This is a genomic window from Kitasatospora sp. NPDC001261 (genome assembly GCF_042896795.1).
GTDB lineage: Bacteria > Actinomycetota > Actinomycetes > Streptomycetales > Streptomycetaceae > Kitasatospora.
Window position 1 is genome coordinate 38629 of the sequence record NZ_JBIAXP010000032.1, and the last position, 22871, is coordinate 61499.

General features: G+C 71.1%; 19 protein-coding genes and 1 pseudogene. 2 read left to right on the forward strand and 18 right to left on the reverse strand.

Annotated elements, in window-relative coordinates; translation table 11 throughout:
• Nucleotides 1-18: 18 nt before the first annotated feature.
• The 17 genes and pseudogenes from ACFY4B_RS34360 to ACFY4B_RS34440 form a co-directional block, all read right to left on the reverse strand.
• Nucleotides 19-2013, reverse strand: a complete 1995-nt coding sequence (locus ACFY4B_RS34360) for an alkaline phosphatase family protein (RefSeq protein WP_387974469.1) — start codon at nt 2011-2013, stop codon at nt 19-21.
• A 447-nt stretch (nt 2014-2460) separates the two neighbouring features.
• On the reverse strand, nt 2461-3687 hold the full coding sequence (locus ACFY4B_RS34365; protein WP_387974472.1) for a TIGR02679 family protein: 1227 nt from the start codon (nt 3685-3687) through the stop codon (nt 2461-2463).
• Nucleotides 3684-7769, reverse strand: coding sequence for a TIGR02680 family protein (locus tag ACFY4B_RS34370; protein WP_387974475.1), 4086 nt, complete (start codon nt 7767-7769; stop codon nt 3684-3686). Before ACFY4B_RS34370 ends, ACFY4B_RS34365 begins: the two co-directional genes overlap by 4 nt.
• Nucleotides 7770-7785: 16 nt before the next feature.
• Nucleotides 7786-9000, reverse strand: coding sequence for a TIGR02678 family protein (locus ACFY4B_RS34375; RefSeq protein ID WP_049649843.1), 1215 nt, complete (start codon nt 8998-9000; stop codon nt 7786-7788).
• Nucleotides 9001-9019: 19 nt separating this feature from the next.
• Nucleotides 9020-10534 carry a TIGR02677 family protein gene (locus ACFY4B_RS34380; protein ID WP_387974478.1) on the reverse strand — a complete coding sequence of 505 codons (1515 nt, stop codon included), beginning with the start codon at nt 10532-10534 and terminating at the stop codon, nt 9020-9022.
• Between the two features lie 210 nt (nt 10535-10744).
• The gene (locus ACFY4B_RS34385; RefSeq protein WP_074004610.1) at nt 10745-11194 is read right to left on the reverse strand and encodes a hypothetical protein; all 450 of its coding nucleotides are present in this window, start codon (nt 11192-11194) and stop codon (nt 10745-10747) included.
• Between the two features lie 183 nt (nt 11195-11377).
• A pseudogene (locus ACFY4B_RS34390) lies at nt 11378-11506 on the reverse strand (family 1 glycosylhydrolase); the annotation flags it as partial.
• Between the two features lie 360 nt (nt 11507-11866).
• The gene (locus tag ACFY4B_RS34395) at nt 11867-12271 is read right to left on the reverse strand and encodes a hypothetical protein (RefSeq protein ID WP_117492811.1); all 405 of its coding nucleotides are present in this window, start codon (nt 12269-12271) and stop codon (nt 11867-11869) included.
• Nucleotides 12272-12698: 427 nt separating this feature from the next.
• A complete protein-coding gene (locus ACFY4B_RS34400) occupies nt 12699-13001 on the reverse strand; it encodes a hypothetical protein (RefSeq protein WP_387974482.1) in 303 nt (100 codons plus the stop codon).
• A 225-nt stretch (nt 13002-13226) separates the two neighbouring features.
• Nucleotides 13227-13406 carry a hypothetical protein gene (locus ACFY4B_RS34405; protein ID WP_387974485.1) on the reverse strand — a complete coding sequence of 60 codons (180 nt, stop codon included), beginning with the start codon at nt 13404-13406 and terminating at the stop codon, nt 13227-13229.
• 700 nt (nt 13407-14106) lie between these two features.
• Complete coding sequence (locus tag ACFY4B_RS34410; protein WP_387974488.1) at nt 14107-14556, reverse strand: hypothetical protein; 450 nt, start codon at nt 14554-14556, stop codon at nt 14107-14109.
• Nucleotides 14557-14566: 10 nt separating this feature from the next.
• Nucleotides 14567-14791, reverse strand: coding sequence for a hypothetical protein (locus tag ACFY4B_RS34415; protein ID WP_387974605.1), 225 nt, complete (start codon nt 14789-14791; stop codon nt 14567-14569).
• The gene (locus ACFY4B_RS34420) at nt 14739-15155 is read right to left on the reverse strand and encodes a polymorphic toxin-type HINT domain-containing protein (protein WP_387974490.1); all 417 of its coding nucleotides are present in this window, start codon (nt 15153-15155) and stop codon (nt 14739-14741) included. The genes ACFY4B_RS34415 and ACFY4B_RS34420 overlap by 53 nt, the downstream gene beginning before the upstream one ends.
• Before the next feature lie 516 nt (nt 15156-15671).
• Entirely contained in the window at nt 15672-17009 is a 1338-nt protein-coding gene (locus ACFY4B_RS34425) for a GH1 family beta-glucosidase (RefSeq protein ID WP_387974493.1), read from the reverse strand.
• A 155-nt stretch (nt 17010-17164) separates the two neighbouring features.
• On the reverse strand, nt 17165-18106 hold the full coding sequence (locus ACFY4B_RS34430; RefSeq protein WP_387974496.1) for a phosphotransferase family protein: 942 nt from the start codon (nt 18104-18106) through the stop codon (nt 17165-17167).
• Nucleotides 18107-18126: 20 nt separating this feature from the next.
• Nucleotides 18127-18255 (reverse strand): hypothetical protein, encoded by a 129-nt coding sequence (locus tag ACFY4B_RS34435; protein WP_255357452.1) that lies wholly within the window; start codon nt 18253-18255, stop codon nt 18127-18129.
• 365 nt (nt 18256-18620) lie between these two features.
• Nucleotides 18621-20141, reverse strand: a complete 1521-nt coding sequence (locus tag ACFY4B_RS34440) for a sialidase family protein (RefSeq protein WP_049656120.1) — start codon at nt 20139-20141, stop codon at nt 18621-18623.
• 350 nt (nt 20142-20491) lie between these two features.
• On the opposite strand from ACFY4B_RS34440, the gene ACFY4B_RS34445 reads away from it, so the two are divergent.
• Both ACFY4B_RS34445 and ACFY4B_RS34450 read left to right on the forward strand, forming a co-directional pair.
• The gene (locus ACFY4B_RS34445) at nt 20492-21013 is read left to right on the forward strand and encodes a SigE family RNA polymerase sigma factor (protein ID WP_053112272.1); all 522 of its coding nucleotides are present in this window, start codon (nt 20492-20494) and stop codon (nt 21011-21013) included.
• The gene (locus tag ACFY4B_RS34450; RefSeq protein ID WP_387974499.1) at nt 21003-22025 is read left to right on the forward strand and encodes a hypothetical protein; all 1023 of its coding nucleotides are present in this window, start codon (nt 21003-21005) and stop codon (nt 22023-22025) included. Before ACFY4B_RS34445 ends, ACFY4B_RS34450 begins: the two co-directional genes overlap by 11 nt.
• 114 nt (nt 22026-22139) lie before the next feature.
• Here the strand turns inward: ACFY4B_RS34450 and ACFY4B_RS34455 are convergent, their stop codons facing one another.
• Nucleotides 22140-22853 carry a hypothetical protein gene (locus ACFY4B_RS34455; protein WP_387974502.1) on the reverse strand — a complete coding sequence of 238 codons (714 nt, stop codon included), beginning with the start codon at nt 22851-22853 and terminating at the stop codon, nt 22140-22142.
• Nucleotides 22854-22871: the final 18 nt, after the last annotated feature.

Consider the following 22871-nt stretch of genomic DNA (forward strand, 5'->3'; position numbering starts at 1 on the left):
GTTGGAGGGGCCCGCCCGCTAACGGCCGTCCGGTCGGGGCGACGGTGCGGCGATGTCCGTACGGAGGCCGGCGGCGTCGAGCCGCGCGAGGACCTGGGTCAGGTAGCCGTGGGCGTCCCTGACCGTGTGGACCGAGCGGAGCTGTCGGACGATGCGCTCGCGTTCGGCGGGGTGGAGCCGGGCGTCGTGGAGCGCCGCGACCTGGAGGAAGCCCTGCAGGGTGGAGCTGATCGGCCGGTCGGCGGTGGTCCGCACTCCGACCGGCCCCTCGCCCGGCCCGACCGGTGCCCCGTCGTCGCCCTCGTCGTCGCAGGTGAAACCGGAGTCGGCCGGAGCGGGCAGGGTCAGCGGAGCGTCACCGCGCGGCTCGGCCGCGGACAGCAGGTGGAGGAAGTCATTGGCTCCGGCGTCACGCAGGGTGAGGCTCGGCAGGTGGTAGAGGCGTTCGACCGATGCCAGCAGCGATCCGTGGTCGTAGACGGTGTGGTCGATCAGGTTGCAGTTCCGGCCGTCCGGTCCGCTCGGCCGGACGGCCGGGACCCACGGCGAGACGATGACGGCGGGGACGCGGACGCCGAGTCGGTCGAACCGGAAGCCGTGGCTGTTGTGCGCCGGGTCGGTCACGTCACCGGGCGGGACGGCGGCCGGCGGCTCGACATGGTCGTAGAAGCCGCCGTGCTCGTCGTAGGTGATCACCAGCAGGCTCGACTCCCAGTGCGGCGACTGCCTGATCGACTCGTAGACGTACTTGATCAGGGCCTCGCCCCGGGTGACGTCGTCGATCGGGTGCTGGCTGTTGCCGCACTGGAAGTTGCCGCCGTGGCTGAGGACGTGACCGTAGCTGGGTTCGATGAAGACGTACGAGGCGGCGAAGTCCTGATGCCGCAGATCCCCGGCGAGCTCGTCCAGGCCGTGGAAGCGCTCCAGCATGGTGGGCAGGTCCATGCCCGCCAGCGCGCTGACCTGCGGGAGGGCGTCACCCTGGTAGACCTGCCAGTCGCACCCCTTGCTGTCGAGCGCGTCGTAGATCGTGCCGTTCTCGAACTGGTAGCCGTCGACCTGCGAGGCGGCCAGTTCCAGCGGGTCCGGACTGCGGTCCAGCCCGCCCGAGGTCGCCGCGTGAAGGAAGAACCGGTTCGGCCAGGTCGGCCCCGGCAGGGCGCAGAACCAGTTGTCGCACACCGCGAACTCACGGGCGAGCGCGCTGATCACCGGCACCTGGTCCGGGGTGAAGCACGCCATCACCGCCCCGAGGTCCGCCAGGGCCGAGGCGTCGCCCTTGGCCACGGCCTGGTTGGCGTAGTTGTCCACGAACCCCTGCATGGTGAGCGCGGGGTAGCTGCCGCCGTAGTGGCATGTGTCGTCCCTCGGTGTGCCGGTGATCGGCACCGAGGCCAGCTGGAGCTGGACGTCGCAGAACTCGTGCGGCGGGTCGACCGGCATGACGAAGGGCGCGCCGGCGCGCACCGCGAAGACCTGACCGTCGTGCGTGTTCGTCAGGCTCGCCGAGGGCCCGTTGACGGTGGTCGGCGCGCCGCTCACCGCATCCACCCCGACCCCCGGCCGGAAGCCGGACCCGGCGTCGACCGTGCCGGTGGAGACGCCGAGCATGTGGTCGAACGAACGGTTCTCCAGTACCAGCACGAAGACGTGCCTGATCCGCCCCTCCGGCCGGGTGGCCGGACCGAAGACGCGGCAGGGGATCCAGAGGACCAGCCACACCACGTACGCCACCGCCGTGAGGACCCAGTAGAGGACCCAGGCGAACGCGCGGCAGACCCGGTTCGCCAGCCGGTACCAGGCCTGGCCGAGCAGGTCGGCCACCCGGTAGAACGCATCGCGGAACCACGAGGACGGCGCCTGGTCACCGCACCGGCCGGCACCCCGATCCGCCCACTGCGCACACCTGTCGGCCCCCTCGTCCGCCCACCGGGAACAGGCCCGGACCAGCCTCGCGCGCCACTCGTCCCGGGTGCGGGTGATCGAGTACCGGACCTCACCGCACGGCGACATCCGCCGCCTCCTGCTCCGCGGGCGACCGCAGCACCCGGCGGGTCACCGCCCGAAGCCCGGTATCGGCGAGCCTGCCGACCCGCTCCGGCCCGGGGCGTCTCCGGTGTTTCCGGTGTTTCCGAGCGCGCTGCGCCCTCTACTGGCCTGTCCTTCCAGGCAAACACCGTTCGATGGCCCGCTCAACTCGACGGCAGCGGGCGCCCGGCCGCGGGGAAGACGGCGCGGACGACGGCGCCGACACCACCGCCGGGGGCGTTGCCGGCGGCATCGATTCGCAGGCGCAGGCCGGAGAGGGCGGGGCCAGCTCACGCGGCCCGCTCCGGGTCCGCACCCGAACCACGGCGGCCGACAGCCCGAGCGCCTGCACCACGGTCCGGCAGAGCAGCGGCGGTGCGTCCGCCGGGTTGACGGCATTGAACCCCTCGGCCCGTCGGACAGGCTGTCATTCTATCCGTGTCGGTGGTCTGCCAAATCGTCGAGGAGAAGGTCGGCGACCACCTCTTCGACCGCTGCGGTGCGCAGTTCGGCCATGGAATCGACGAGTCTCCGGTCCCACGGTGCGGGCGTCAGACGCCCCGGGTCGGGGCCCGAGGGAACCCGCGGTGCGGCGGCCCGGTAGTCGTCGGCTGCCATCCGCCAGGGGGCTGCGCCGGTCTTGGCCATGACGTGCGCCGCGATGCGGATGCCCTCGCCGTCGAAGTCGCCGTGGTAGCGCAGGGACGCGCCGTCGTCGGCGAGTCGGCGCAGCAGGTGGATCACGGCGGTGTTGGGCCAGCCGGAGGTGCAGACCAGCGGCGGGCAGTGGGGGCCGAAGCGGCGCAGGCTCAGGGCGAGCACGCTGGGGTTCTCGGTGATGTGCACGGGTCCGGTGGGACCGGTGAATTCGCCGGGTGAGCGCACTTGGGCGAGGGTGAGGCTGACGGGGTGGCCCGCTCCGGCGCAGATTCGGGAGATCTCGGCCACCGGGCCCTCTCCCCCGGGGCGGAGACCGACGGCGAGCACGGTGGCCGACAGCTCGTCGTCGGCCACGCCGGCTCGACTCCACAGCGCGCGTCGTCCCTCGGCGGCGTCTGGCATGTCGGTGCCGTACAGCACCGCCAGCGCACGCAGGACGAGCGAGGACAGCCGGGTCCCGTCGTCGAGGGCGTGGGAGTCGCCGTCGAGGAGGCGGGCGGCGAGGACCGGTAGTGGCTCACCGTCGGCTGGGAGTGCGTGAAGGACGGTCAGCGCGGCGGTCAGCAGGCCCCGGGTCCGCTCGGGAGAGCCGTCGACGAGGCCGCCGGCCCGCAGGTGGCCGACCCAGTCCAGCAGGGCCGGCTGGGCGGTGACCACCTCGTGGTCGGCCAACCACGCCCACAGGGCATCGCGTTGGCCGGTCTTCCGTTCGCGCTCGGCGGCCCGGTCGTGGATCGGGCCGAGGATCGCGGTCACCACGTCCCGGACGGGTCGGCCGCAGGCGTCCAGCACGGCACGGTCGAGCCCGGCGAGGGGGATCGTCGGTTCGGCGCCGGGGAGCCGGTCGAGCCCGAGGAGGTCGGCCAGTGCCTCCCGGCCCGCCTCGTCGAGTGGTCCGGACCGTACCCGGCTGACGGAGCGACCGGTCGAGAGACGGCCGTGAACGGCCGACCACAGGGGTCGGAGCTCGGGGAGGTCGAGGGGGTGACGGTCCGTCATGCCGGTTCTTCCGTGTCGGCTTCGTCGGGCAGCAGGTCGGTGCCCGTCCAGGTGAAACGGGCACTGGTGACGGCGTCGTCGCCGTCACCTCCGGTGATCAACTGATGGACGGCGATGCCGGAGAGCTCCCGGTAGGTGCACCATTCGTGGTCCGAGGTGAGCACCAGGTCGAGGTCGAGTGCCGCGAGGAGGCCGAAGACCTGCCCGCGGTTGACGGTGTCGACGCCGACGAAGACCTCGTCGAGCAGGATCAGCCGCGGAGACTCCGGCACCGCCTCGTAATGGGCGGCCACGGCGGCGAACAGCGGCAGGTGGAGGGCGATGGCCTTCTCGCCGCCCGAGAGCGCGCCGTGGAGCTTCTTGGTGAGCAGCTGCCACCCGGAGCCGTTGGCGCGGTCCAGTTTGACGACGAACTGGTGCCAGGCCGTGTAGTCGAGGACCTCGGCGAGCTGCTCCTCCCAGGTCGCCGCCGTGTTGCGGGTCTTCGCTTCCTCGATCCGGCCCCGGAAGAAGGCGTGGAGGGCCTCCCGGTCGGCTTCGGTGATCCGCGCCGGGTCCTTGAGCAGCAGCTCACGGGCCGTCCGGGTACCGGCGGGCAGGTCGGGGTGGATCTGCCACACCAGACGGACGGCCACCCGTGAGGCAGTGCGGATCCCTTCGAGGTGGCCGTTCATCCGCTCGACGAGTTCACCGGCCTGACGGATCCGGGAGGCGAGGTGGCGGCGCGTGTCGCCGGTGAGGGTCCGGTCGAAGAGGCCGCGTTCGGCTGCGGTGATGTCGTCCTGACCGCGGTCACGCTCACCGGTGAGGATGACGAGGAGGCCGGTCGCGCCGACCCGGATGCCGTCGACGGTGGCGGTGAGGACCTGGACGTCCTCCTCCGCTTCGAGCTCGAGGTCGGCGCGGCTGCTGAGGCTCTGGCGGGCTCGGTGGACGGCCTCGGAGAGACGGTTCAGGGAGTCACCGAGGTTCCTGGTGCCGTGCGGCAGGTCGGGCCACGCGGCAGCGGTCTCGCGCGCCGCTTCGAGGGTGGCGCGGGTGCCGTCCGCGGAGGTGAGGACGAGCCCGAGGCCCGCGTCCTCGGGGAATCCGAGGACGCACAGGCGCCGGAAGCCATGGGCGGCCTCGTTCCGGGCCTCGACGGCCCTGTCGTGCAGGGCCTCGTCCTGGGCCGCGGTGGCGCCGAGCGCGCCGATGCGGCCTTCGAGCGCGAGAAGTGCCTGGGTGCCGGATTCGAGGTCGCGGCGAACGCGGTCGAGGGACTTCCGGAAGTCACTGATGCGGGCGGCCACTTCGCGGTAGTCCTCACCGACGGTGCTCTCGACCGCCCGGAGCGTGGAGCGGAGCCCACGGGCGGCGGCCTCGGCGGTCTCGGCCTCCGCCAGGCCCTCGGCCGCGGCCCCCCTCGATGCCTCGGCATGGCCGCGCGCGGAGTGCCAGGCCTGGTGGGCGGCTGTCCAGGCGAGATGGGCGTCGAGCCAGACGTCGGCCTGTTCGCGCAGCGCTTCGACGGCCGCGGCGGTCTTGTCCAGGGCGGCGCGTTCGGTCGGCAGGGCATGCTCGGCGGAGGCGACGGCGAGTGTGCGCAGCGCGTCCGCGACCGCCTTCTCCTGCCGCGCGAGCTGTTCGACGGCCTCCCGCACGGCGTCCTCCCGAGCGCCCACCTCGGACTCGGCCCGGTCCCAGCCGCCCTTGGCCTCCTCCACGTCCCGGTGGTGCGGCCGGGAGCGGAGGTCGGCTTCGAGGCGCTTCCGGCGGTCGGCGAGGGCGTGCAGCCGCGTCTCGTAGCCGACGACGGCGGTGTCGGCCTCGGCCAGTTCGGTGGTGAGTTCCGCGATCCGCCGCTGCCTCGCGCGTTCCCGGGCCGCGGCGCCGATGTGGCTGGACTCCTCCTTGGCCCAGGAGCCGACCGCCATCGCCAGCCGCCAGCTTCCGTCGGCGCCCACGACGGCCGGGTGGTCCGTCGTCAGTGCGGGGCCGTAGGCGACACCGGCAAGCAGCCGCCGCACCCGGGCGGGCGGCACCGGGCCGTCGGGTTCCGGAGCCAGGACGTCGAGCAGCGAGGGGCCGGGTGCGGGCGCGGCCGCTGCCGGATCGGCCAGGACGTCGTGCCCTGCGACGACGAGACCGCCGTCAGGGGTCATCCAGGCGTCGAGCAGGCCGGCCGCTTCGAGGGCCGCTTCGACGCCGGCCTGATCGGCGGGCGGAACGTCCGGCCGGAAGGCCAGCAGACGCCACAGTGGCGCCCCCGGCAGGACCGACCGGTCGGCCGTGCGAGTCCGTGGTGGAACCGGCGGGAGATCGGCCGCGGCCGCGATGCGTTCCAGTTCCCGGAGGACCCGGTCACGCCCGGCGCGGGCGTCGTCCCGGCCGGCGCGGGCGGTCGTCTCGTCGGCGGTGATGGAGCTCTCCGCCGCCCGGGCCGCGGCTTCGACCAGCACGAGGACATCAGTCTCGACGGCGGCACGGGACGCGAGTTCCTCGGCGTCGTCGATCGAGAGTTCCGCGCAGTCCTCCCTCGCCCAACGACGCAACAGGGCGGCGTGGGCGTCGACGGCGGCCTGGTAGGCGCGGGCGTTCCCCTCGCGCTTCGCGGTCGCCCCGGTCAGCCGTTCGCGCGCCGAATCGAGGTGCTGCTCCGCCGTCGTCCGGCCCGCGAGGAACCGCTCGTGGCGCTCGACGGCGGCTCGGACGTCGGCGATCTGGTGGTGCCGCGAGACGACCGCACCGCGCAGCAGACGGCGCGCCGTACGCCCCTGCTCCTCGTTCTCCCCCGACGGACCCGGTGCGGTGCCGAGCACCGTCTGCACCTCGGCGCAGACGGACTCCATGGCTGCTCGCCGCGCCGCGCCACGTGCCTCCTCGCGAGCGGCCCGGGTCTGTTCGGCCCGCTGTTCGGAACGCAGCCGCGCATCGTCGGCACGCCCCGCGTCCTCGTCGGCCGCCCGAACCTTCCGGTCGGCGGCGGTACGGGCCCGGGCGGCGGTCTGGTCGGCCTGCTCGCTCCTGCGACGGAGCTGGTCGAGCTCCTGCCCCTGCCGGTAGACCTCGGAGTCGAGCAGCCCCTCGATGGCGCCCTCGATCTCCTGCCGCCCGTGTTCGAGTTCCTGTTGCGTCCGGTTGCTCTCGTCGCGCTCACGCACGGCTCCCGCGTGCGCCTCCCCGCTCTCCCTCGCGAGGCGGGCGAGGCTGTCCATCTCGGTCGTCGCGGAGATGAGACCGGCTGCTCCGGCACGCAGGACGCGCTGGGCGTAGCCGCGTTGCTGGTTCGCGACGGCGGTGGCCGCGGCCACCTCGTCGTCCAGTGTCTTCAGGTGTTCGCGCTGGCGGTCGAGGCGCTCGAAACCCTCGGCCAGTTCGGTGATCTCGCCCTGGCCGAGCGGGGGCAGCGCCCGCGAGAGCAGCGAGGACAGCAGCGACGGATCCAGGCGCTCCGAGAGCTTGGGGGTGCGGAGCTGGAGCAGCGCGGTGATCAGGGCGTCGAAGCGCTGCTCGCTCAGCCCGGGGAAGAGCGTGCTGCGGACCGTGTTGCGGTAGTCGGTGGGTGCCCCGTGCAACTCGCCCTGGCCGTGCAGGGCATCGGCCAGGGCGGCGCGGGTGAGCGGCTGGCCCGCGTCGTTGACCAGGGAGAGACCTCCGGGGCGGTCGATCCGCGCGCCGGTGGTGAAGTAGTCGACGGTGACACCGGGGGTGTGCACGCTGGCCTGGAGCCTGGCGCCGCAGGTGAACCACCCGGGATCGCCGTCACCGCGGACGAACTCCAGCCACACGTACCCGACGCGGGTCTTGCCCGTGGTGCCCTCCCCCATCAGGTTCCAGTGCATGGTGCGCTCGGAGCCGCCGAAGGTGGACAGCCGGTTGGGTCGCAGGCTCGCGTCGAACAGGAACGGCAGGAGCACCTCCAGCGCCTTCGACTTGCCGGTGCCGTTCTGCCCCCGCAGGAGCAGCCGGCCCTTGTGGAAGGTGAAGGTCTCGTCGTAGTAGCGCCAGACGTTGAGGATGCCCGCCCTGGCGGGCCGCCATCGCGCGGCTGCGGCCGCCGTCGGGGGCACGGGGCTCTGCGGTGGCTGTGTCACGGTCATCGGAGGTCTTCCCTGGTCAGGTTGCGGGACCGTCGGTCACGGTGGTGCGGTACCGGAACGCCGCGGGCCGGGGAACGGTGCGGTCGCCGATCCGGCGGGCCAGGCCGAAGTCGTCGAGGACACGAAGGGCATCGGCGGTGAGCCGCTGGGCGCCGTCCTCGGACTGGTAACCCTTCGCCCACCGCGGGAAGCGCCGCAGCAGCGTGTTCGCCTCGGCCTCGAGCTGTTCCGGTGTCAGCCCGTCCGGGGCGGCCGTCAGCGGTTCCAGCAGGAGCAGGGCGGCGACGCGGGCCGTCGCGGAGTCGTCCGGGAAGCGGCTGTCGGTGGCGATGGCCTCCGGGTCCACGAGCAGCAGGCCGTCGGCCCGTTCCTCCAGCACGAAGCCGCCCTGCTCGGCGGCGCGCTTGACGATCTGGCGCCCCGTCGGCGAGGCCAGGTAGGCCAGTTCGTCGGCGCCGAGTTCGTCGTGGTGCAGGACGGGATCGTCGAGGAGCCGCCGGAGCACCGAGTGCCGGAGCCGGAGGTTGCGCTGCGCGTCGGAGGCGTCGGCCCCGCCGTACCGGCTCTCGCGCACCGTGCCCCGCAGGAGTTCCTCGAAGCGCAGCGGCACGTCCTGCGCCGGAACGGCCAGCCGGGACGGGCCGACGGGCGCGGCGAGCAGGCGCATCAGGACGGTGGCGTCCACGCGGTAGAGGACCTTGGCCTTCGCCGAGTCGACGAAGCTCTCCGTGACGCCGTCCACGGTGAGGAGCGCGCCGTAGGCCTCCAACAGCTTGAGCACGTCCACGAACGCCATGCGCTCGGACCTGCTCGCCGTGTCGAAGGGCGGCAGTGCCTCGTCGGTGGCACAGGCGTGGACGACCCGGTCGGCGAGCAGGCCGACCGTCGTGACCGGGACCGGAAGCAGCTCGGCCGCGACGACGCACAGCAGCGTGTAACGGCGGCGGTCGAACGGGGCCTTGCCGGACCGCAGCCGACGGGCGGGGCGCGAGGCGTCGGGCACGGTCCGGATCTTGAGCAGACGCGCATACCCCAGACGCGGCTCCACCACCAGCTGCCAGCCGCAGTTGTAGTCGAACCACTTCGTCAGCGGATCCTGACGGCGGCGGATCAGCTCGAAGGCGGGCGGGTCACCGCGCTCGGTGATCAGCGGCAGGCCGAGGAGCAGTCTGATGCCTCGGGCTATGTCCTGCCGCTCGGCCAGGACCAGCTGGTTGGCGAGGGTGCTCATGTGCCGCTCCTGGTGGTGTTCATGCGCTGTCCTCCCGGACGACCGCCCGCAGTGCGCTCGGGCTCCGGATCTCCACCAGGTAGTCGGGCCCTTCGAACCGGCCGTAGGAGGTCCGCAGGACGGCCCGTCCGCCCTCGGGAGAAGGCCGGAGCACGATCTCCACGCGGCCGTCCGAGGTGACCGCCCGACGTGCCCCGCCGGCGTCCGGTCGTACGGCCAGCGCCCGGCCGAGGAGGTCGAGCAGCCGCTCGAAGACGGTGTGGTCCAGCACGCGCAGGTCGGAGAGCCGCACCGGGCCGTCGGTTCCCAGAACGTCCCAGGCCGCTTCGAGTTCGGCCCGCTCCTTCCGGGCCCGCTCGGCCCGGGCCGCCTTGATGCCTCCGATGTCGCGCACCTTCCCGGTGCGGGTGAACCGCTCGGTGCGGCCGCTGGTGCGCAGCAGCGCCGAGACCTCCACCGGCGGAGCCTCGGCCCAGCTGCCCGAGGAGGGCACCAACTCCGGGTCGGGGTGGGCGAGATGGGCATGCCGGGCCGACCCCAGACCGAAGGCGGCCGACCAGAGACGGTGCAGGTCGTCCTCGGTGGGCGCGGCGGCGAACCAGCGGGCCAGCTCCCGGAAGTCCTGGACGGCGCTGGAGGAGCGGCGCCGTGACTCGGTGATCCGGTCGAGAACCTGGAGGAGCGTCACGATCGCCCGCCGCGCCACGTCGTGCAGCTGCTCCACGCGGGGCCGTGCCCCGTCGGCCGGCCGGAACCAGGACCGGAGCCCCTCCCAGCGCGCCCGGCGCCGCTCCAGCCAGGCCGGCGCGGGATCGCCGTCGGCGACCGGCGGCAGCTCGGCGCCCCGCAGCGCCCGCGCGTGCAGCAGGCTCACCCCGAGCCGCTCCACACGCTCGACGGCGGTGGCGACCGCCTGGCCCCGCTGGTCGAGGTTGACGAGGAACTCCTGGAGATAGGCCACCGTCGCGGCCTTCACCTCGCGGAAGGTCGCCAGGTCCGCACCTTCGGCGCGCAGCAGGCGCTGCAACTCGCCGTTGAACGCCTTGGTGTTGGCCAGCAGCGCCTCCAGGTGGCCCTCCAGCTCCTGCAGCGTGGTGAAGACCCGACGGTCCGAGGACGTGGAGTCCCCCAGCAGGACGTACAGCTCGTCGAGCCGGTCCGTGATCGCCTCCAGCACCGCCGTCTGGAGCGCCCCCGTCGAGGCGAGGACGAACAGGGCGTGCTCGACCCCGGCGGACGCGGCCTCACCGCGTCGGGTCAGCGAGTACTGGAGGTTGCGGCGCTCGTACTCCTCGGCGGTGCGGTAGTTCTCCGCGTGGTTCTGGACGACGTCCAGCAGCTGCCACTCCCTGAGCTTGCGCAGCGCCTCCTGGAGGTCGTCGTCATGGACCGCGTCGAGCCAGCCCACCGTCCGCAGCCGGGTGCGGACCTCGTCCAGCCCGAGCACGGTCTCCAACCTCTCGTTGGCCGCTCCGAAGGCTTGAAGGATCGCACCGTAGAGTTCGGCCCTCTCCCCCGTCGTGAACCGGAACATCTCCGGCGGCACCCTGCGCAACCGCTGCCCTCCCCGTCTTCCGGGCACCACAGTACGCGGACGCGCCGACGCCCGACGACGCGGTTGTCGACCGGCCAGGTCGGAGTGCGGCAGGTACAGCTGGTGCAGGTGCGCCCGGGCCTCCGGGGAGGCCTGTGTCCCGGCTCCGGCAACCGCCGGTGAGGTTTCACAGAGCTGAACGCGCTCCGATCAGTTCTCTTCCGTCCCCGCCATCCCGCTCACCTCCGCGATTCCCTCGACCGTCGCGCGGTCGCTCGCCCGCCGGCCCTCGGCGGCGTCAAGCCGGTCGCGCATGTCCCGCAGGCGGGCCGGATCGGAAGCGACCTCCGGCGGTACGAGCGACATGACCCCCTTGGCCCGCTCGCCGTCGCCGAGGTCGGCCACCACGCCGTCGGCGCGGTCCTCGTGTCCGGGCACCAGGGCACCGAGCAGGCCGAGGAGAACGAGCAGTTCGCGCTGCACCGCGGGTGTGAACAGCTCCCGTTCCTCTGCGTCCAGCTTCACCTCGATCCGCCCACCACCGAGCTCGGCATAGCCGCGCAGGAGATCCATCAGAAGCTTGAACTGCCGCTCGGGCATCAGGACCTGGAGCGACTCGATGTAGAGCTTCAGTCGCAGCGCCGGTAGTTCCGCGTCCATCCGGGCCCTCCCTGGTGCGTCAGTCGACCGGAATCCTCACCGATCGTAGTCACCCGATGGCACGGGTGGCGAGGACAGGTGACAGCGCGCGGAGGCGGGCGGAGTTCCCCTTGCCGTCAAGGATCGGACGACACCCCCTTCCCCGTCGCGATCCTGACCCGCACCCCCTTGCCCAGGCCTTGACTAACGTCCGGATTCGGCATGGTGACCGGCGATCAGGTCGCGGTACCAGGCGTAGGAGGCCTTCGGGGTGCGCTGCTGCGTCGCGAAGTCGACGTGGACGAGGCCGAAGCCCTGGTGGTAGCCCTCCGCACATCGAACAGACTGCCATTGTAGCGAGGCCGCAACGGCGGGTCCTCGGGCCTGTCCAAGTCCGCTACTTCGCAGGAAAGTTGCACAAACTCTCTCGCGCATCGCAAACCATGCCATGTAGGTCGCTTCGCTATCGCCGAGTTCGGCGACCATCAACCAGCCGTCGCGCGAGCCCAAGCGGATCCGAGCTCCTCCGGAGACTATGGTCCACCTCTGATCCGGACAAACGGAACATGGTTACTGACGATCAGAAAATCCGCACGTTGAGGACAGGCCCCCGCCCCGTCCTGGCAAGCCTCTGCGAACCGATACGGGCCGGCGCCAAAAGGCCCCGGCCCGTATCAGATATGTCATGCCATCTCAGCTCGAAGAGCCGAACGGCCTGTAGATCTCCCACAGCTCGCAGTGCCCAGTAGCCCCTACCGTCCGCCCGACGAACGACGGGGACTGAACGTCAACCGAGAGCCGTTCAATGACTTCGGAGGCGTGAGTCGAGACCTCCCCGGGATTCCCGGGCCAGATGATCGCCCCCTCCACCATGCCTTCAAACTCATCCTCCAATACGGACGCATCATCTGCTGGGATCACAGAGAAGGCGAAGAGGCATTGGTCGACGTCGTCTGAGTCGAACCGAGTGGCGAGTGTCCGGAAGTACCACCACACCCCGCCCCTGGTCTCCAGCCGAGCGAAGCCCTCACGGGCTCCGTCGCACCAGTCGAAGATCACGACCGGCCGCATGATCCGGTTTTCGTTGTCCACGGACATCAACGCCTCTTCTTCACCCTTCCAAAGGTTTCATTGAACGCCCTCTGAGTCTCGCCTTGAACGGGCTTCGGCAACACGAGCGTGTGATGCATCTTGTCAGATTTGGCCGGTGTGTACCGCAGTTCGAAGTGCGCCAAGATCTCTGCCTTCGTGGCTGTCACCGAGTCCGCCGGATCACGGGCTTCGGATCGGTGGCGCGGTATGCGGCAACAGCTCGCTGGCGCAACTCGGACGGGCACTTCATCGGTGTAGCCATGGCAGAGGCTCCCTTCTCATGGCCAATCAGGCCACGTCCGGCAACCTTCCGCACCTCGAGGGAACCTCACTCCTACCGTCGCCCAATCGGCTACATCCATCCATCGCCCCCGACAACCGGAAGGCGTACCCTCGGGTTCCACCAGGGGCACGCCTCTGTCAACCGATCCGGCTACTGCCTCGGCGCCAGGCCTCCAAACCCAGTCCTCGCCAACTGCGCCACAGCCTCTGCGATCACCTCGCGGGTCACCGACGGAATAACCAGCAGATTGACCGCCGTCATGATCCGGCCGGCCTCAACCGCCGCCTTCGCATCCTGCGCCAAGCGCTCCTCGTCGTAGACGGTCAGGTCATAGACAGCATCACCGACCCGACCGACCCGAACCCCAACGCCGAAGAGCCTCCCCTTGCACTCGACCTCGAACTCGTACCCGTCGAGGTCCGTCGGGGACTTGATCTCATAGGAGCTAAACACTTCGATGCCTCCCGCTACCTCTTCAACGTCTTAATCTTCGAAAGCTCCACTTCGAACTGAGATGAACTCAGTTTGACTCCAGGCGCAGGAACAATCTCATAGTTACCCCTTACTCGGCTTACCCCTCAGCTCGACGCGGAGCGTACTTGGAACCGAGCCCACATCGACTTCATGCGGGACCATGGACTGCGCGGGCGGGAGTCCCGGGCGCCCGTCGCGCGGGTATCAGTCGGCGAAGTCCTCGTCCCGCCACAAGCCGTCGAGCCGGTCCCGCACCCACATTGCCGTCGTGCCACCGGGGTTGCTGGCCCGCGCCATTCGCGCCGTCAACACCGGGATCTCGGTGACCGGACGGGGACGGACCGACATCTCCCACTCCTCGGAAATCTCGCGGGCATCGTGCATCCGCGAGACTGGCGCACCACCATGATCACCTGCAGCAGAACACCAAGATCCCCGACAGCGTCAAGCTGAGGGATCGAGAACAACCTGTCGCTCGCGAACATGGACTTCGACGAGGTCGCTGACGGCCGTCGATGAAGACGGGGTGTTCAGGGGCTTCTGAACCGGACCGGGCGACAGGCCGGGGTACTGGCTGTCGCGTTGCCGGAGAGTGATCACGGGTCCGACTGGCCGTGAGGCGGCTGGCCGATGACCCTGATCCGTCCGGATCACCTCGTCTGGACAGGGGCAATGCGTGACGGGCTCCGGCGGTCGACAGAAGGGTCTTACTGACGGACCGGCAGATCGTTGTCACTCGCGGTGACGAAGGCGAATCCGGAGACCTGAGGCCATTTGGGGGCCAGCTTGGGAGCGCACCTAGTGAGCGCCAATGGGCGCTTACGGATATCTATGTACCAACTTGAACCCGACTGACCATCGACCGGGTTGGGGGATCTGCCGACGTTCGCTGTCCGCGATGAACCTCAACTCCCCTTGAAGTCAGTCCGGTTGGGCAACAGAAAAGCCGAGGCCTCAAGGCCTCGGCTTCCGAAACTAGTTGAGCCCATCGACCGCAAGGCCCCTGCTGAAATCCCTTTCAGCAGGGGCCCCGCTCATCGTGCTGGCACAAGCGCCACGCCGAGAGGTCGCGGGCCCTCAGGTTCTAGATGAACGGACCATCCAAAACCTCGAACGAACAAAGCCGCGACACAACATACTGCTTGGAATAGCTGTTCGATTCATCACGGATCGCCCGCGCCGACCACTCGTCCGGCCCCGGATCCAGGTCCAGGACGAAGAATCCGTCGACACTGCCGACCTTTAGCCCATCCGAGAGAACCTGCAAGGGATACGCCCGAGTCTCGGCAAGGCGGTACTCGTTAATACCGTGCATGACGATCCTCACCAGCTTCCACCCGAACAGACCGCCGGCCGCCCCCCTTCCCCCTGGATCCGTCCGGTCCATCGCCTGGACCTCCACCATGATCGTCCGACCGGCCTCATTGCCCCGTGGAAGGACGATGAAGATGCCAGAGATCACGCCGTCCTCGAATCCCAGAAATCTCTCAAGAAACTCGGGAATAGATTCAGTCGAAAGGTGAATTCCGGTCATTTATATTCACTCACTTCCGGGGTCGCAGGTTCCAGCCCGAAGGCAATTTTTTCGGATCGATATGTTCGGCATTTGAGCCATGGCCACCACCTGGGGTTCCCGGCGGATCAATCACATGGCCGTGAGGTCCGCCAAAGTTATGATCCTTGAAGTCGAAATGGCCGACCGCATTTCCATTCTTGTCATAAATGGTGTTCTGAACAGGGGTGCCATCCTTTCCCGTCCTCGTGTACACCGAATCCGGCGTTCCACCTGTCCATGGAGGCCTTTCCGTCCCCCCAGGAGTGCCCCCCTTGGGGCGTTGTCCCGCCGCCGCAGGGGTCATACGGGGCAGGCGTGTTGTTATGAACGAGGACTGGCGTGACACCTGCCAGCACATAGTACGTGTGAAGATTTGCAACTGTGAGGTCATAGGTGCGCCCCTCGGCGGCGCGGCGGACCACGCCAGTCAGTACTGCAGGGCTCCCGTCCGGTTTCCGGAGCTGTTCGCCAGCCTTCAGGTCGCGGGCGTCCTCCCACCGCTGGGCAACAGCGTTCCAGAACGGGTGGTGTGCGGTCGTCGTGGAAGGAAGCCCTGACCAGGGCATCCGTCTCCGCATTGGGGACTGTCCCACCCCCCAGGCCCATCAGCAGTGGACCCTGAACCCCGAATCCGCGCCCTGACCCCTGACACCCTCTGGGCCCGCCCGTCCACGATTCCTCCGGGAGCCGCGGACGGGCGGGCCTCTTACATCCCGCGGACCTGTCGCCGCGTTGTATCGCCCCTGATGGCGAATGCGAGGACGGTGTCGAGCAATCGACACGGCCGCCAGTGAGATCGGGATACTCCGGCCGCCGTCGCACAGGTCATCGACCAGATGGGCGTAGGACCTGGCAACGCCACGGCCTCGGCGCTAACCCTCGGGAGCCGACATGGTGGGCGCGCCGGAGTCGTAAGGTGCCCCGTCCCCGCGCGACCGGTCCCGGCTGAACCGCTGACCATGGGCTACCGACCTGTCGAACACCCTGTCACTTGCTTGGCGTCCGAGGCACAACCGCTACGGGCAACCCCATCCAGATGGGCCCTCGACCGGCGCCAAGAAGCTGTTCATCCCGCAGGACCTGGGGGCCGACTATCACGAGTGACAGTCGCGGTGGGCGGCGATCAGGTCGCGGTACCAGGCGTAGGAGGCCTTCGGGGTGCGCTGCTGGGTGGCGAAGTCGACGTGGACGAGGCCGAAGCGCTGGTGGTAGCCCTCGGCCCATTCGAAGTTGTCGAGGAGGGACCAGGTGTAGTAGCCGCGGATGTCGATGCCGTCGGCGGTGGCCTGGGCGAGGGCGTCGAGGTGGGCGGACATGAAGTCGATGCGGGGCTGGTCGGGGGTGGTGGACTCCTCGACGGAGCAGCCGTTCTCGGTGATGGTGAGGGGTGGGAGGGCCTTGCCGTACGACTCGCGGAGGTTGAGGAGGAGTTGGCGGAGGGCTTCGGGGACGACGGGCCAGCCGAAGGCGGTGTGGGGGACGTCGGGGATGTCGACGAGGTCGAAGGGGAGGCCGGGTTCGGTGGGGGCGGCGACGCGGGTGGGGTTGTAGAAGTTGAGGCCGAGGCCGTCCAGGCCGGGGGTGTGGATGAGGTCGAGGTCGCCGGGGTGGACGGCGCCGAAGATGTCGTCGGGGACGCCGAGGGCGGTGAGGTCGGGGTAGCGGCCGAGGAGGACGGGGTCGGTGAACAGGCGGTTGTGGAGGGCGTCGTAGGCCTCGGCGGCGGCGAGGTCGGCGGGTGAGGGGGTGGCCGGCTCGACGGGGGTGAGGTTGTTGGAGAGCATCGCCTCCAGGCCGCGGTCGTGGAGGACGGTGGCGGCCAGGCCGTGGGCGAGGAGCTGGTGGTGGGCGGCGGGGAGGGCCTCGAACATCAGGGTGCGGCCGGGGGCGTGGGTGCCCAGGGCGTAGCCGAAGACGGTGTGGACGAAGGGCTCGTTGAGGGTGATCCAGGCGGGGACGCGGTCGCCGAGGCGGTCGGCGACGATCCCCGCGTACTCGGCGAAGCAGTACGCGGTGTCGCGGTTGAGCCAGCCGCCGTGGTCTTCGAGGGCCTGCGGGAGGTCCCAGTGGAAGAGGGTGGGCAGCGGGGTGATGCCGGCTTCGAGGAGGGCGTCGACGAGGCGGTCGTAGAAGGCGAGGCCGGCGGCGTTCACGGCGCCCGCGCCGGTGGGCTGGACTCGGGACCAGGCGACGGAGAAGCGGTAGCCGTCGAGTCCGAGGCCCTTCATCAGGGCGATGTCCTCGGGGTACCGGTGGTAGTGGTCGCAGGCCACCGCGCCGGTGTGGCCGTCGCGGACGGCGCCGGGGCGGGCGGCGAAGGTGTCCCAGACGGAGGGCCCGCGGCCGTCCTCGTTCACCGCCCCCTCGATCTGGTAGGCGGCGGTGGCGGCACCCCAGCGGAACCCCGCCGGCAGGTCGAAGCGGTCCGGCATGACAGCCTCCTGACGGAAACATGAGGGGAAGTCATGTTATCGGCGCGGCGCCGAAACACCAGAGTGGGACGACGGAAGGGACCGGAGCCCCGCAGAGGGCCTCGGTCCCTTCCGTCGTCCGGTGACCGGGGGTGCGGGGCTCGCCCCCGGCCCCGTCACCACACGTCGGCGAGCTCCCGCAGCAGTTCGACCACCCGCGCCGTCTGCACCGGCCCGAGCCGCGGGTCCGGCGCCACCGAGGTGAAGACCAGGGCCAGCATCACCGCCGCGTCCAGCCGGTAGAGGAGGTCGGCCGCGGGGGTGACGGAGGGCTTCCCGCCGGCGGCCTCGTAGCCCTGGCGGATCGCCCGCTCGTCCAGGCCGTTCTCCGGGATGAGCGCGTACTCGGACATCCGCGCCAGTTCCATCGCGGGGTCGCCGATCAGCACGTTGGACCAGTCGATCAGCGCGGCCACCCGCCCCTGGCTGCACAGCAGGTTCTGCCGGCGCAGGTCCAGGTGGAGCAGCGCGGGCTCGGCCGACGTCTCGGCGAGCCGGGCCGCGATCGCCGCGCGCTCGGGCAGTTCGCCCAGGCCCGGGCGGAGGTCCAGCAGCCTGCCGAACCGGTCGGGCAGCCGCTGCGCCAGCAGGTCGGGGACGGGCCGGCCGTACTGGACGACGGGCGCCAGGTCCGGGGCCGGCTTGGCGTGCAGCGCCGCGAACAGCGCCCCGACCTCGGACCAGTCCGGTGCCTGGGCGTCGGAGTCCACGAAGGCCGAGAGCAGCACCGGCGTGCCCGTCCGGGTGTACTCGATGCCCAGGGCGCGGGCGACCGGGAAGCCGTCCGGGGCCAGCCACTGGGTGATCCGGAGTTCCTGCTCCAGCAGGCCGTCCGCGCCGACGCCGACGTTGTTCGCGGTGTGGAACGTACGGGCGCGCGGCACGCGCAGCACCACGTCCTCGTGCGCCGCGCCGCTCAGCGGGCTCGCCCGGTAGACGAGGAACTCCACGCCGCTGCTGAGCACCACGGGCGGGGTGTAGCCGAGCGAGCCCGCGAGTTCGGCGAGCCCGTCCGTGACGTCCTGGTCGATCAGTTGTCCAGTGGCGGGAAGCCTCACCAGAAACCTTCCTCTGTTTGTCATTTGACGGCCAGGAAGCCCTCGAAGCAGGTGTACTTCTGGGCCGTCATGGCCTGGCCGGACCCGGCCCTGCTGCCCTGGCGACGCTCCGCCAGGGTGCGGATCAGGGTACCGGTCGAGCAGCCCACGTCGAGGAGGAGGCCGTCCTCTACGACGATGCCGGCGTAGTGCCGGGCGACCAGCTCCGGCAGTTGCGGGAACTCCCTCGGCCGGCAGCGGGGCGATGCTCGTGTGGGTCTGGAGGTCGCGGACGGCGTGGCAGTCGCCGATGACGGCCGGGAAGTCGCCCGTGGCGAGCTGGTTGGTGCTCTCCTGGGGCGGCGCGCCGGATTCCGCCGATTCCGCCACGCTGCCGTGTCGCCGTACTGCCGCGCCGACCCGGTTCGGGACGCGGCCGGGCCCGTCCTCCCGGTGGGGCGGGAGGACGGGCCCGGGCGGGTCAGCGGTGGGTCAGCGGGGATCAGTGGCGGGTCAGTGGCGGGTCAGTGGCGGGTCAGTGACGGACCGGCGGCGGCAGCTGCCGCTCCCGGACGGGCGCGGTGAAGGCGACCGGACCGGTGCTGGACGGGGTGCTGCCGCCGCGGACGGGCAGGCCGCCCTCGACGGCGTACATGGCCTCGTCGTAGGCCTGGCCGTCGGCCGGGGCCCTGCCGACCGCGAAGATCGCCACCGCCTTGCCGTCGAGCACGGAGGTGGAGAGGTAGTCGCCGACCATGGCGCCGCCTCCGGTGGCGGCGATCCGGGACAGCGGCATCGGGCCGGCGACGGTCCGCGGCGCGCTCCAGGTGGCGCCGCCGTTGGCGGAGGAGATGAAGCCGACCTCCAACTCGCAGGTGGCGTCGGTGCAGTCGGCGTTCGGATAGAAGTAGTAGTACAGCCCGAGCTTGGCGCTGTGCCCGGAGGTGGCGCGGTCGACGCCGAGGCCGGGGAGGAAGTGGTCGGCGCCGCTGGTGGTGGCGTCGATCGGCACCCGGGTCACGGCGGACCAGGTGGTCCCGTCGGTCGAGGTCGCGTAGACGATGTCGTTGCCCGGGCAGCCGGCCCGGAACCGGCAGTCCTGCCAGGCGACGTAGACCCGGCCGGCGCCGTCGATCTCGGCCGAGGGCAGGCCCTCGCCGTCGCGCAGGCCGCCCGCGACGCCGTGCGCCACGACGTCGGCGACCAGGACGGTGGAGCCCCAGGACCGGCCCCCGTCGGTGGAGTTGAAGGAACGGATCGAGGTGGTGTCGGTCGAGAAGGGGACCACGACCCGGCCGTCGGGCTGCACCAGCGGCTGGCCGCCGAGGCCAAGGTTGACGCCGGACGGGCCCGACGGGGCGGACCAGGTGGCGCCGCCGTCCCGGGAGGCGGACATCACCACCAGGTTGTCGGAGGAGGGGATGTCGACCTCGATGTAGCAGGTGCCGAAGTACGGGCTGGACGGGGTGTTGTCGCAGACGATCCACTCCTTGTCGTAGCCCTGGCCGTCGAAGCCGACCGCCCGCACCGGGTCCTGCCAGCGCAGGCCGTCGGCCGAGCGGCTGACGGTCACCCCGACGGGGTTGATCGCCGCGTCGATGACCAGGCCGGCGATCATCCAGGTGCCGTGCCTGGCGTCGTAGGCGATCGAGGGGTCGGAGGCCCGGGCCCAGTTGCCGCCACCCTGGTGGGTGGTGATGCCGGGCAGGATGCCGTGCCGCCAGGTGGCGCCGCCGTCCCGCGAGGTGTTCCAGCTGAGGGCGGCCGAACCGCCGGCGGGGAACCGGCCGACCTGGGACGAGGAGACGATCGTGCCGCCGTAGGCGAAGGTGTCGGGCTCCACCTCGGTGGCGTGCTGGCTTCCGGTCCCGGTGTCGGTGAACGGGTCGGCGCTCACCTGCAGCAGGCGCGGTCCGCCGCCGTCGACGGTCAGGGCGTACGGGGCGGCGCCGGCGGCCGGGGCGGCGTTCCAGGCCGCGCCGGTCAGGACGAGGGCGGCCGCGGCGGCGACGGCGAACGGCCGCCGCCAGCGGGCAGGGGTGCGCGGGTGCTTCATCCGAAGCTCCTTCGCGTGGGGGGAAGGTACGGACGACGAGGGGCGGGCCGCGGTCCGAGGGCGCGGCGACCCGCCCCGGTTGGCGCGTGCGGATCGGAGGGGTTCGGCGCCGTCGAGGCTCGTGGGGGCGACGCCGCCCGATCGCGTGCCGCGCGCAGAAGTGCACACGTGTTCGCAAATCGGAAGTGTGAGCCGGATCATGACATCGCACAAGATGTGCGACCAAAACGGAACGGTGCCTCGCGGACCGTCGGGTCCGGTGCCCCTCCCCCGGCGCAGGGCGGCGCCCCCGCGGACGTGAATACTGGCTGGTTGTCATCCGTTTTCCGTGGCTGGGGCGTCCTGAAGGCATGAAGCGCGAATCGATCCTCCCGGGGGGCTCCGGATCCGACCCGTTCGACGAGTTCGTCGTAGCCCGGTACCAGGCCCTGCTGCGGGGGGCGTACCTGATCACGGGTGACGTCCACGACGCCCGGGACCTGCTGCACGACGCCCTCGCGCAGGTGTACCCGAAGCGTTCGACGATCCGGGACACGGCCGCGACCGAGGGGTACGTCCGCAGGACGATGGTCCGCACCCACGTCTCGCGCTGGCGGCGGACCAGACGCGAAGTGCTCACCTCCGCGCTGCCGGACGGACCGGCGGCCCCGGAGGGCGAACGGGACGACCAGCTGGCGGCGGCACTGGCCGGACTGCCCAAGCGGCAGCGGGCCGCCGTGGTGCTGCGCTACTACCTGGACCTGCCGGTCGCGCAGGTGGCGGAGGAGCTGGGGTGCTCGGTGCCCACGGCGAAGACGCACCTGGCGCGCGGGATCAAGGCGCTTCGACAGGACATGGAAAACGTGAGGGAGCTGGTAGGCCGTGAGCGCTGAGGACAGGTTCGAGGAGGAGCTGGTCACCCGGCTCGGAACACACGCGGCAGGGATCGCCGGCACCCCGCCGCTGGCCGAACTGCACCGGGCCGGGCGTCGGCGCGCCCGGCGGCAGGCCGCCGTACGGGGGGTGACGGCGGCCGCGGTGCTGGTCCTCGGAGCGGGAGCGCTGACGCAGCTCGGTGGCGGCGGCCCCGGGAACGACCGTACGGGGGCGGCCGGGACGGGCCTCAGCGTGCTGACTCCGACGGCGGGGGCGACGGCGCCGGGGCGCACCGCCGTGATGCTGAACTGTGTGAACGGGCCCACGTCGATGCGGACACCGGGCTGGCACCAGCACTCCAGCCGGCAGCCCTGGGAGACGCCGTCGGCGATCACCTCGTCGGGCTACTCGTCGTCGTGGACGCCGCCGCCGGGCTCCCCTTGGTTGGGCCTGTTGTCGCCTGCCACCCTTCCGCCGGGACACTCGTCCTCGGACGTCCCGTCGACAGGCACGCCGTTCTCCGGCTTCCCGTCGTCGTCCGGCTCGCCGTCGCCCCTGCCCACGGACTCGGCCTCGGGCTCGGCCTCGGGCTCGGGCTCGCCGTCGTCGCTGTCGTCGGAAGACCCGGCGGAGGCCCGCGTGACCCGGGCGGGTGAGTCCATCGAGACGCTGGCGATGACCGACTACCCGGACCACTACTTCGGCACGTGCCGCGACAGGAACACGGACACGCTCTACGTGATGCGGGTTCCCGGCAGCGGCCTGGACGCCGCCGTGACCGCGAGGGCGGCCGACTGGCCCACGGTGAAGGTGCGGTTCGCCGACGCCGCGGGCTCCCGCGAGCAGCTCATGACCGTCCTGAACCGGATCCGCGCGGACACCGAGGAGTGGCGGACCAGGGGCGTGGTGATCGACGGGCTGACGCTCGCCATCGACGGCACCGGCGTCGTGGTCGACACCCCGCAGTGGCAGTCCGCCGAGGCGGACATCAAGGCGAAGTACGGGGCCCTGGTGGCCGAGGTCCGCTAGCGACCCTGCTTTTCAACGTCATTGGCCACCAAGGGACTTGGACCAGGGCCGGAGGGCGGTGTCACCGATCGGGTCGGTGGCTCCGCCGTCCGGCGTGTCCGGGTTCCGGCGCGCTCACTCGTGGGCGCTGATCTCGCCGCCGGCGCTGAGCACGATGGAGACGCCGTTGGCGTCGACCCCGACATCGTGCTGGTTCGCCTCCAGCGTGCCGTACACCGCGTTCTCGTTGCCGAGGATCTCCGCGCGGTACCGGAGTTCGCCGACCTTCGTGACCTTGGCCGTCCAGCCGCCCGCCAGCTTGAAGGTGCCCGGCCCCTGGTGGCTGCCGCCCATCCAGGAGCGGATCCGGCCGTCCAGCGAGAGCATGACGAACATGCCGTTGGCGTCGAGCCCGTCGTCGTGCTCCTTCGTCTCCATGGTGGCGAGGACCTGACCGGCGTTGACGATCTTGGCGGTGTAGTGCTGGTTGCCGAGGTCGTGGATCTCGGCCTTGCTGCCGTCCACCAGGGTCTCGGTACGGACGCCCTGGCCCCCCTTGGGCGGGGTGACCGACGTGGTCGCGGCGTGCCCGCTGGGCGCGGCGGCCGGAGGGGTGGCGCCGCGCGTGCCGGTCGGGGTGGGCGCGGCGGAGGCCGTGGTCGGAGGCTCGGTGGCGGGCGCGGCGGGCGGCGCGGTGGCGGCGGCCGACGCGGTGGTCGGCGCGGCCGCGCCGGTCGCGCCCGACGTGGAGGAGCAGGCCGTCGCGGCGGGCACCAACAGGGCCGCGGTCAGGACGGTTCCGGCCAGCGTACGGGCAGTGGTCGCGCGGCGGATCGTCGAGAAGGGCATGCGGTTCTCCTGAGCGAA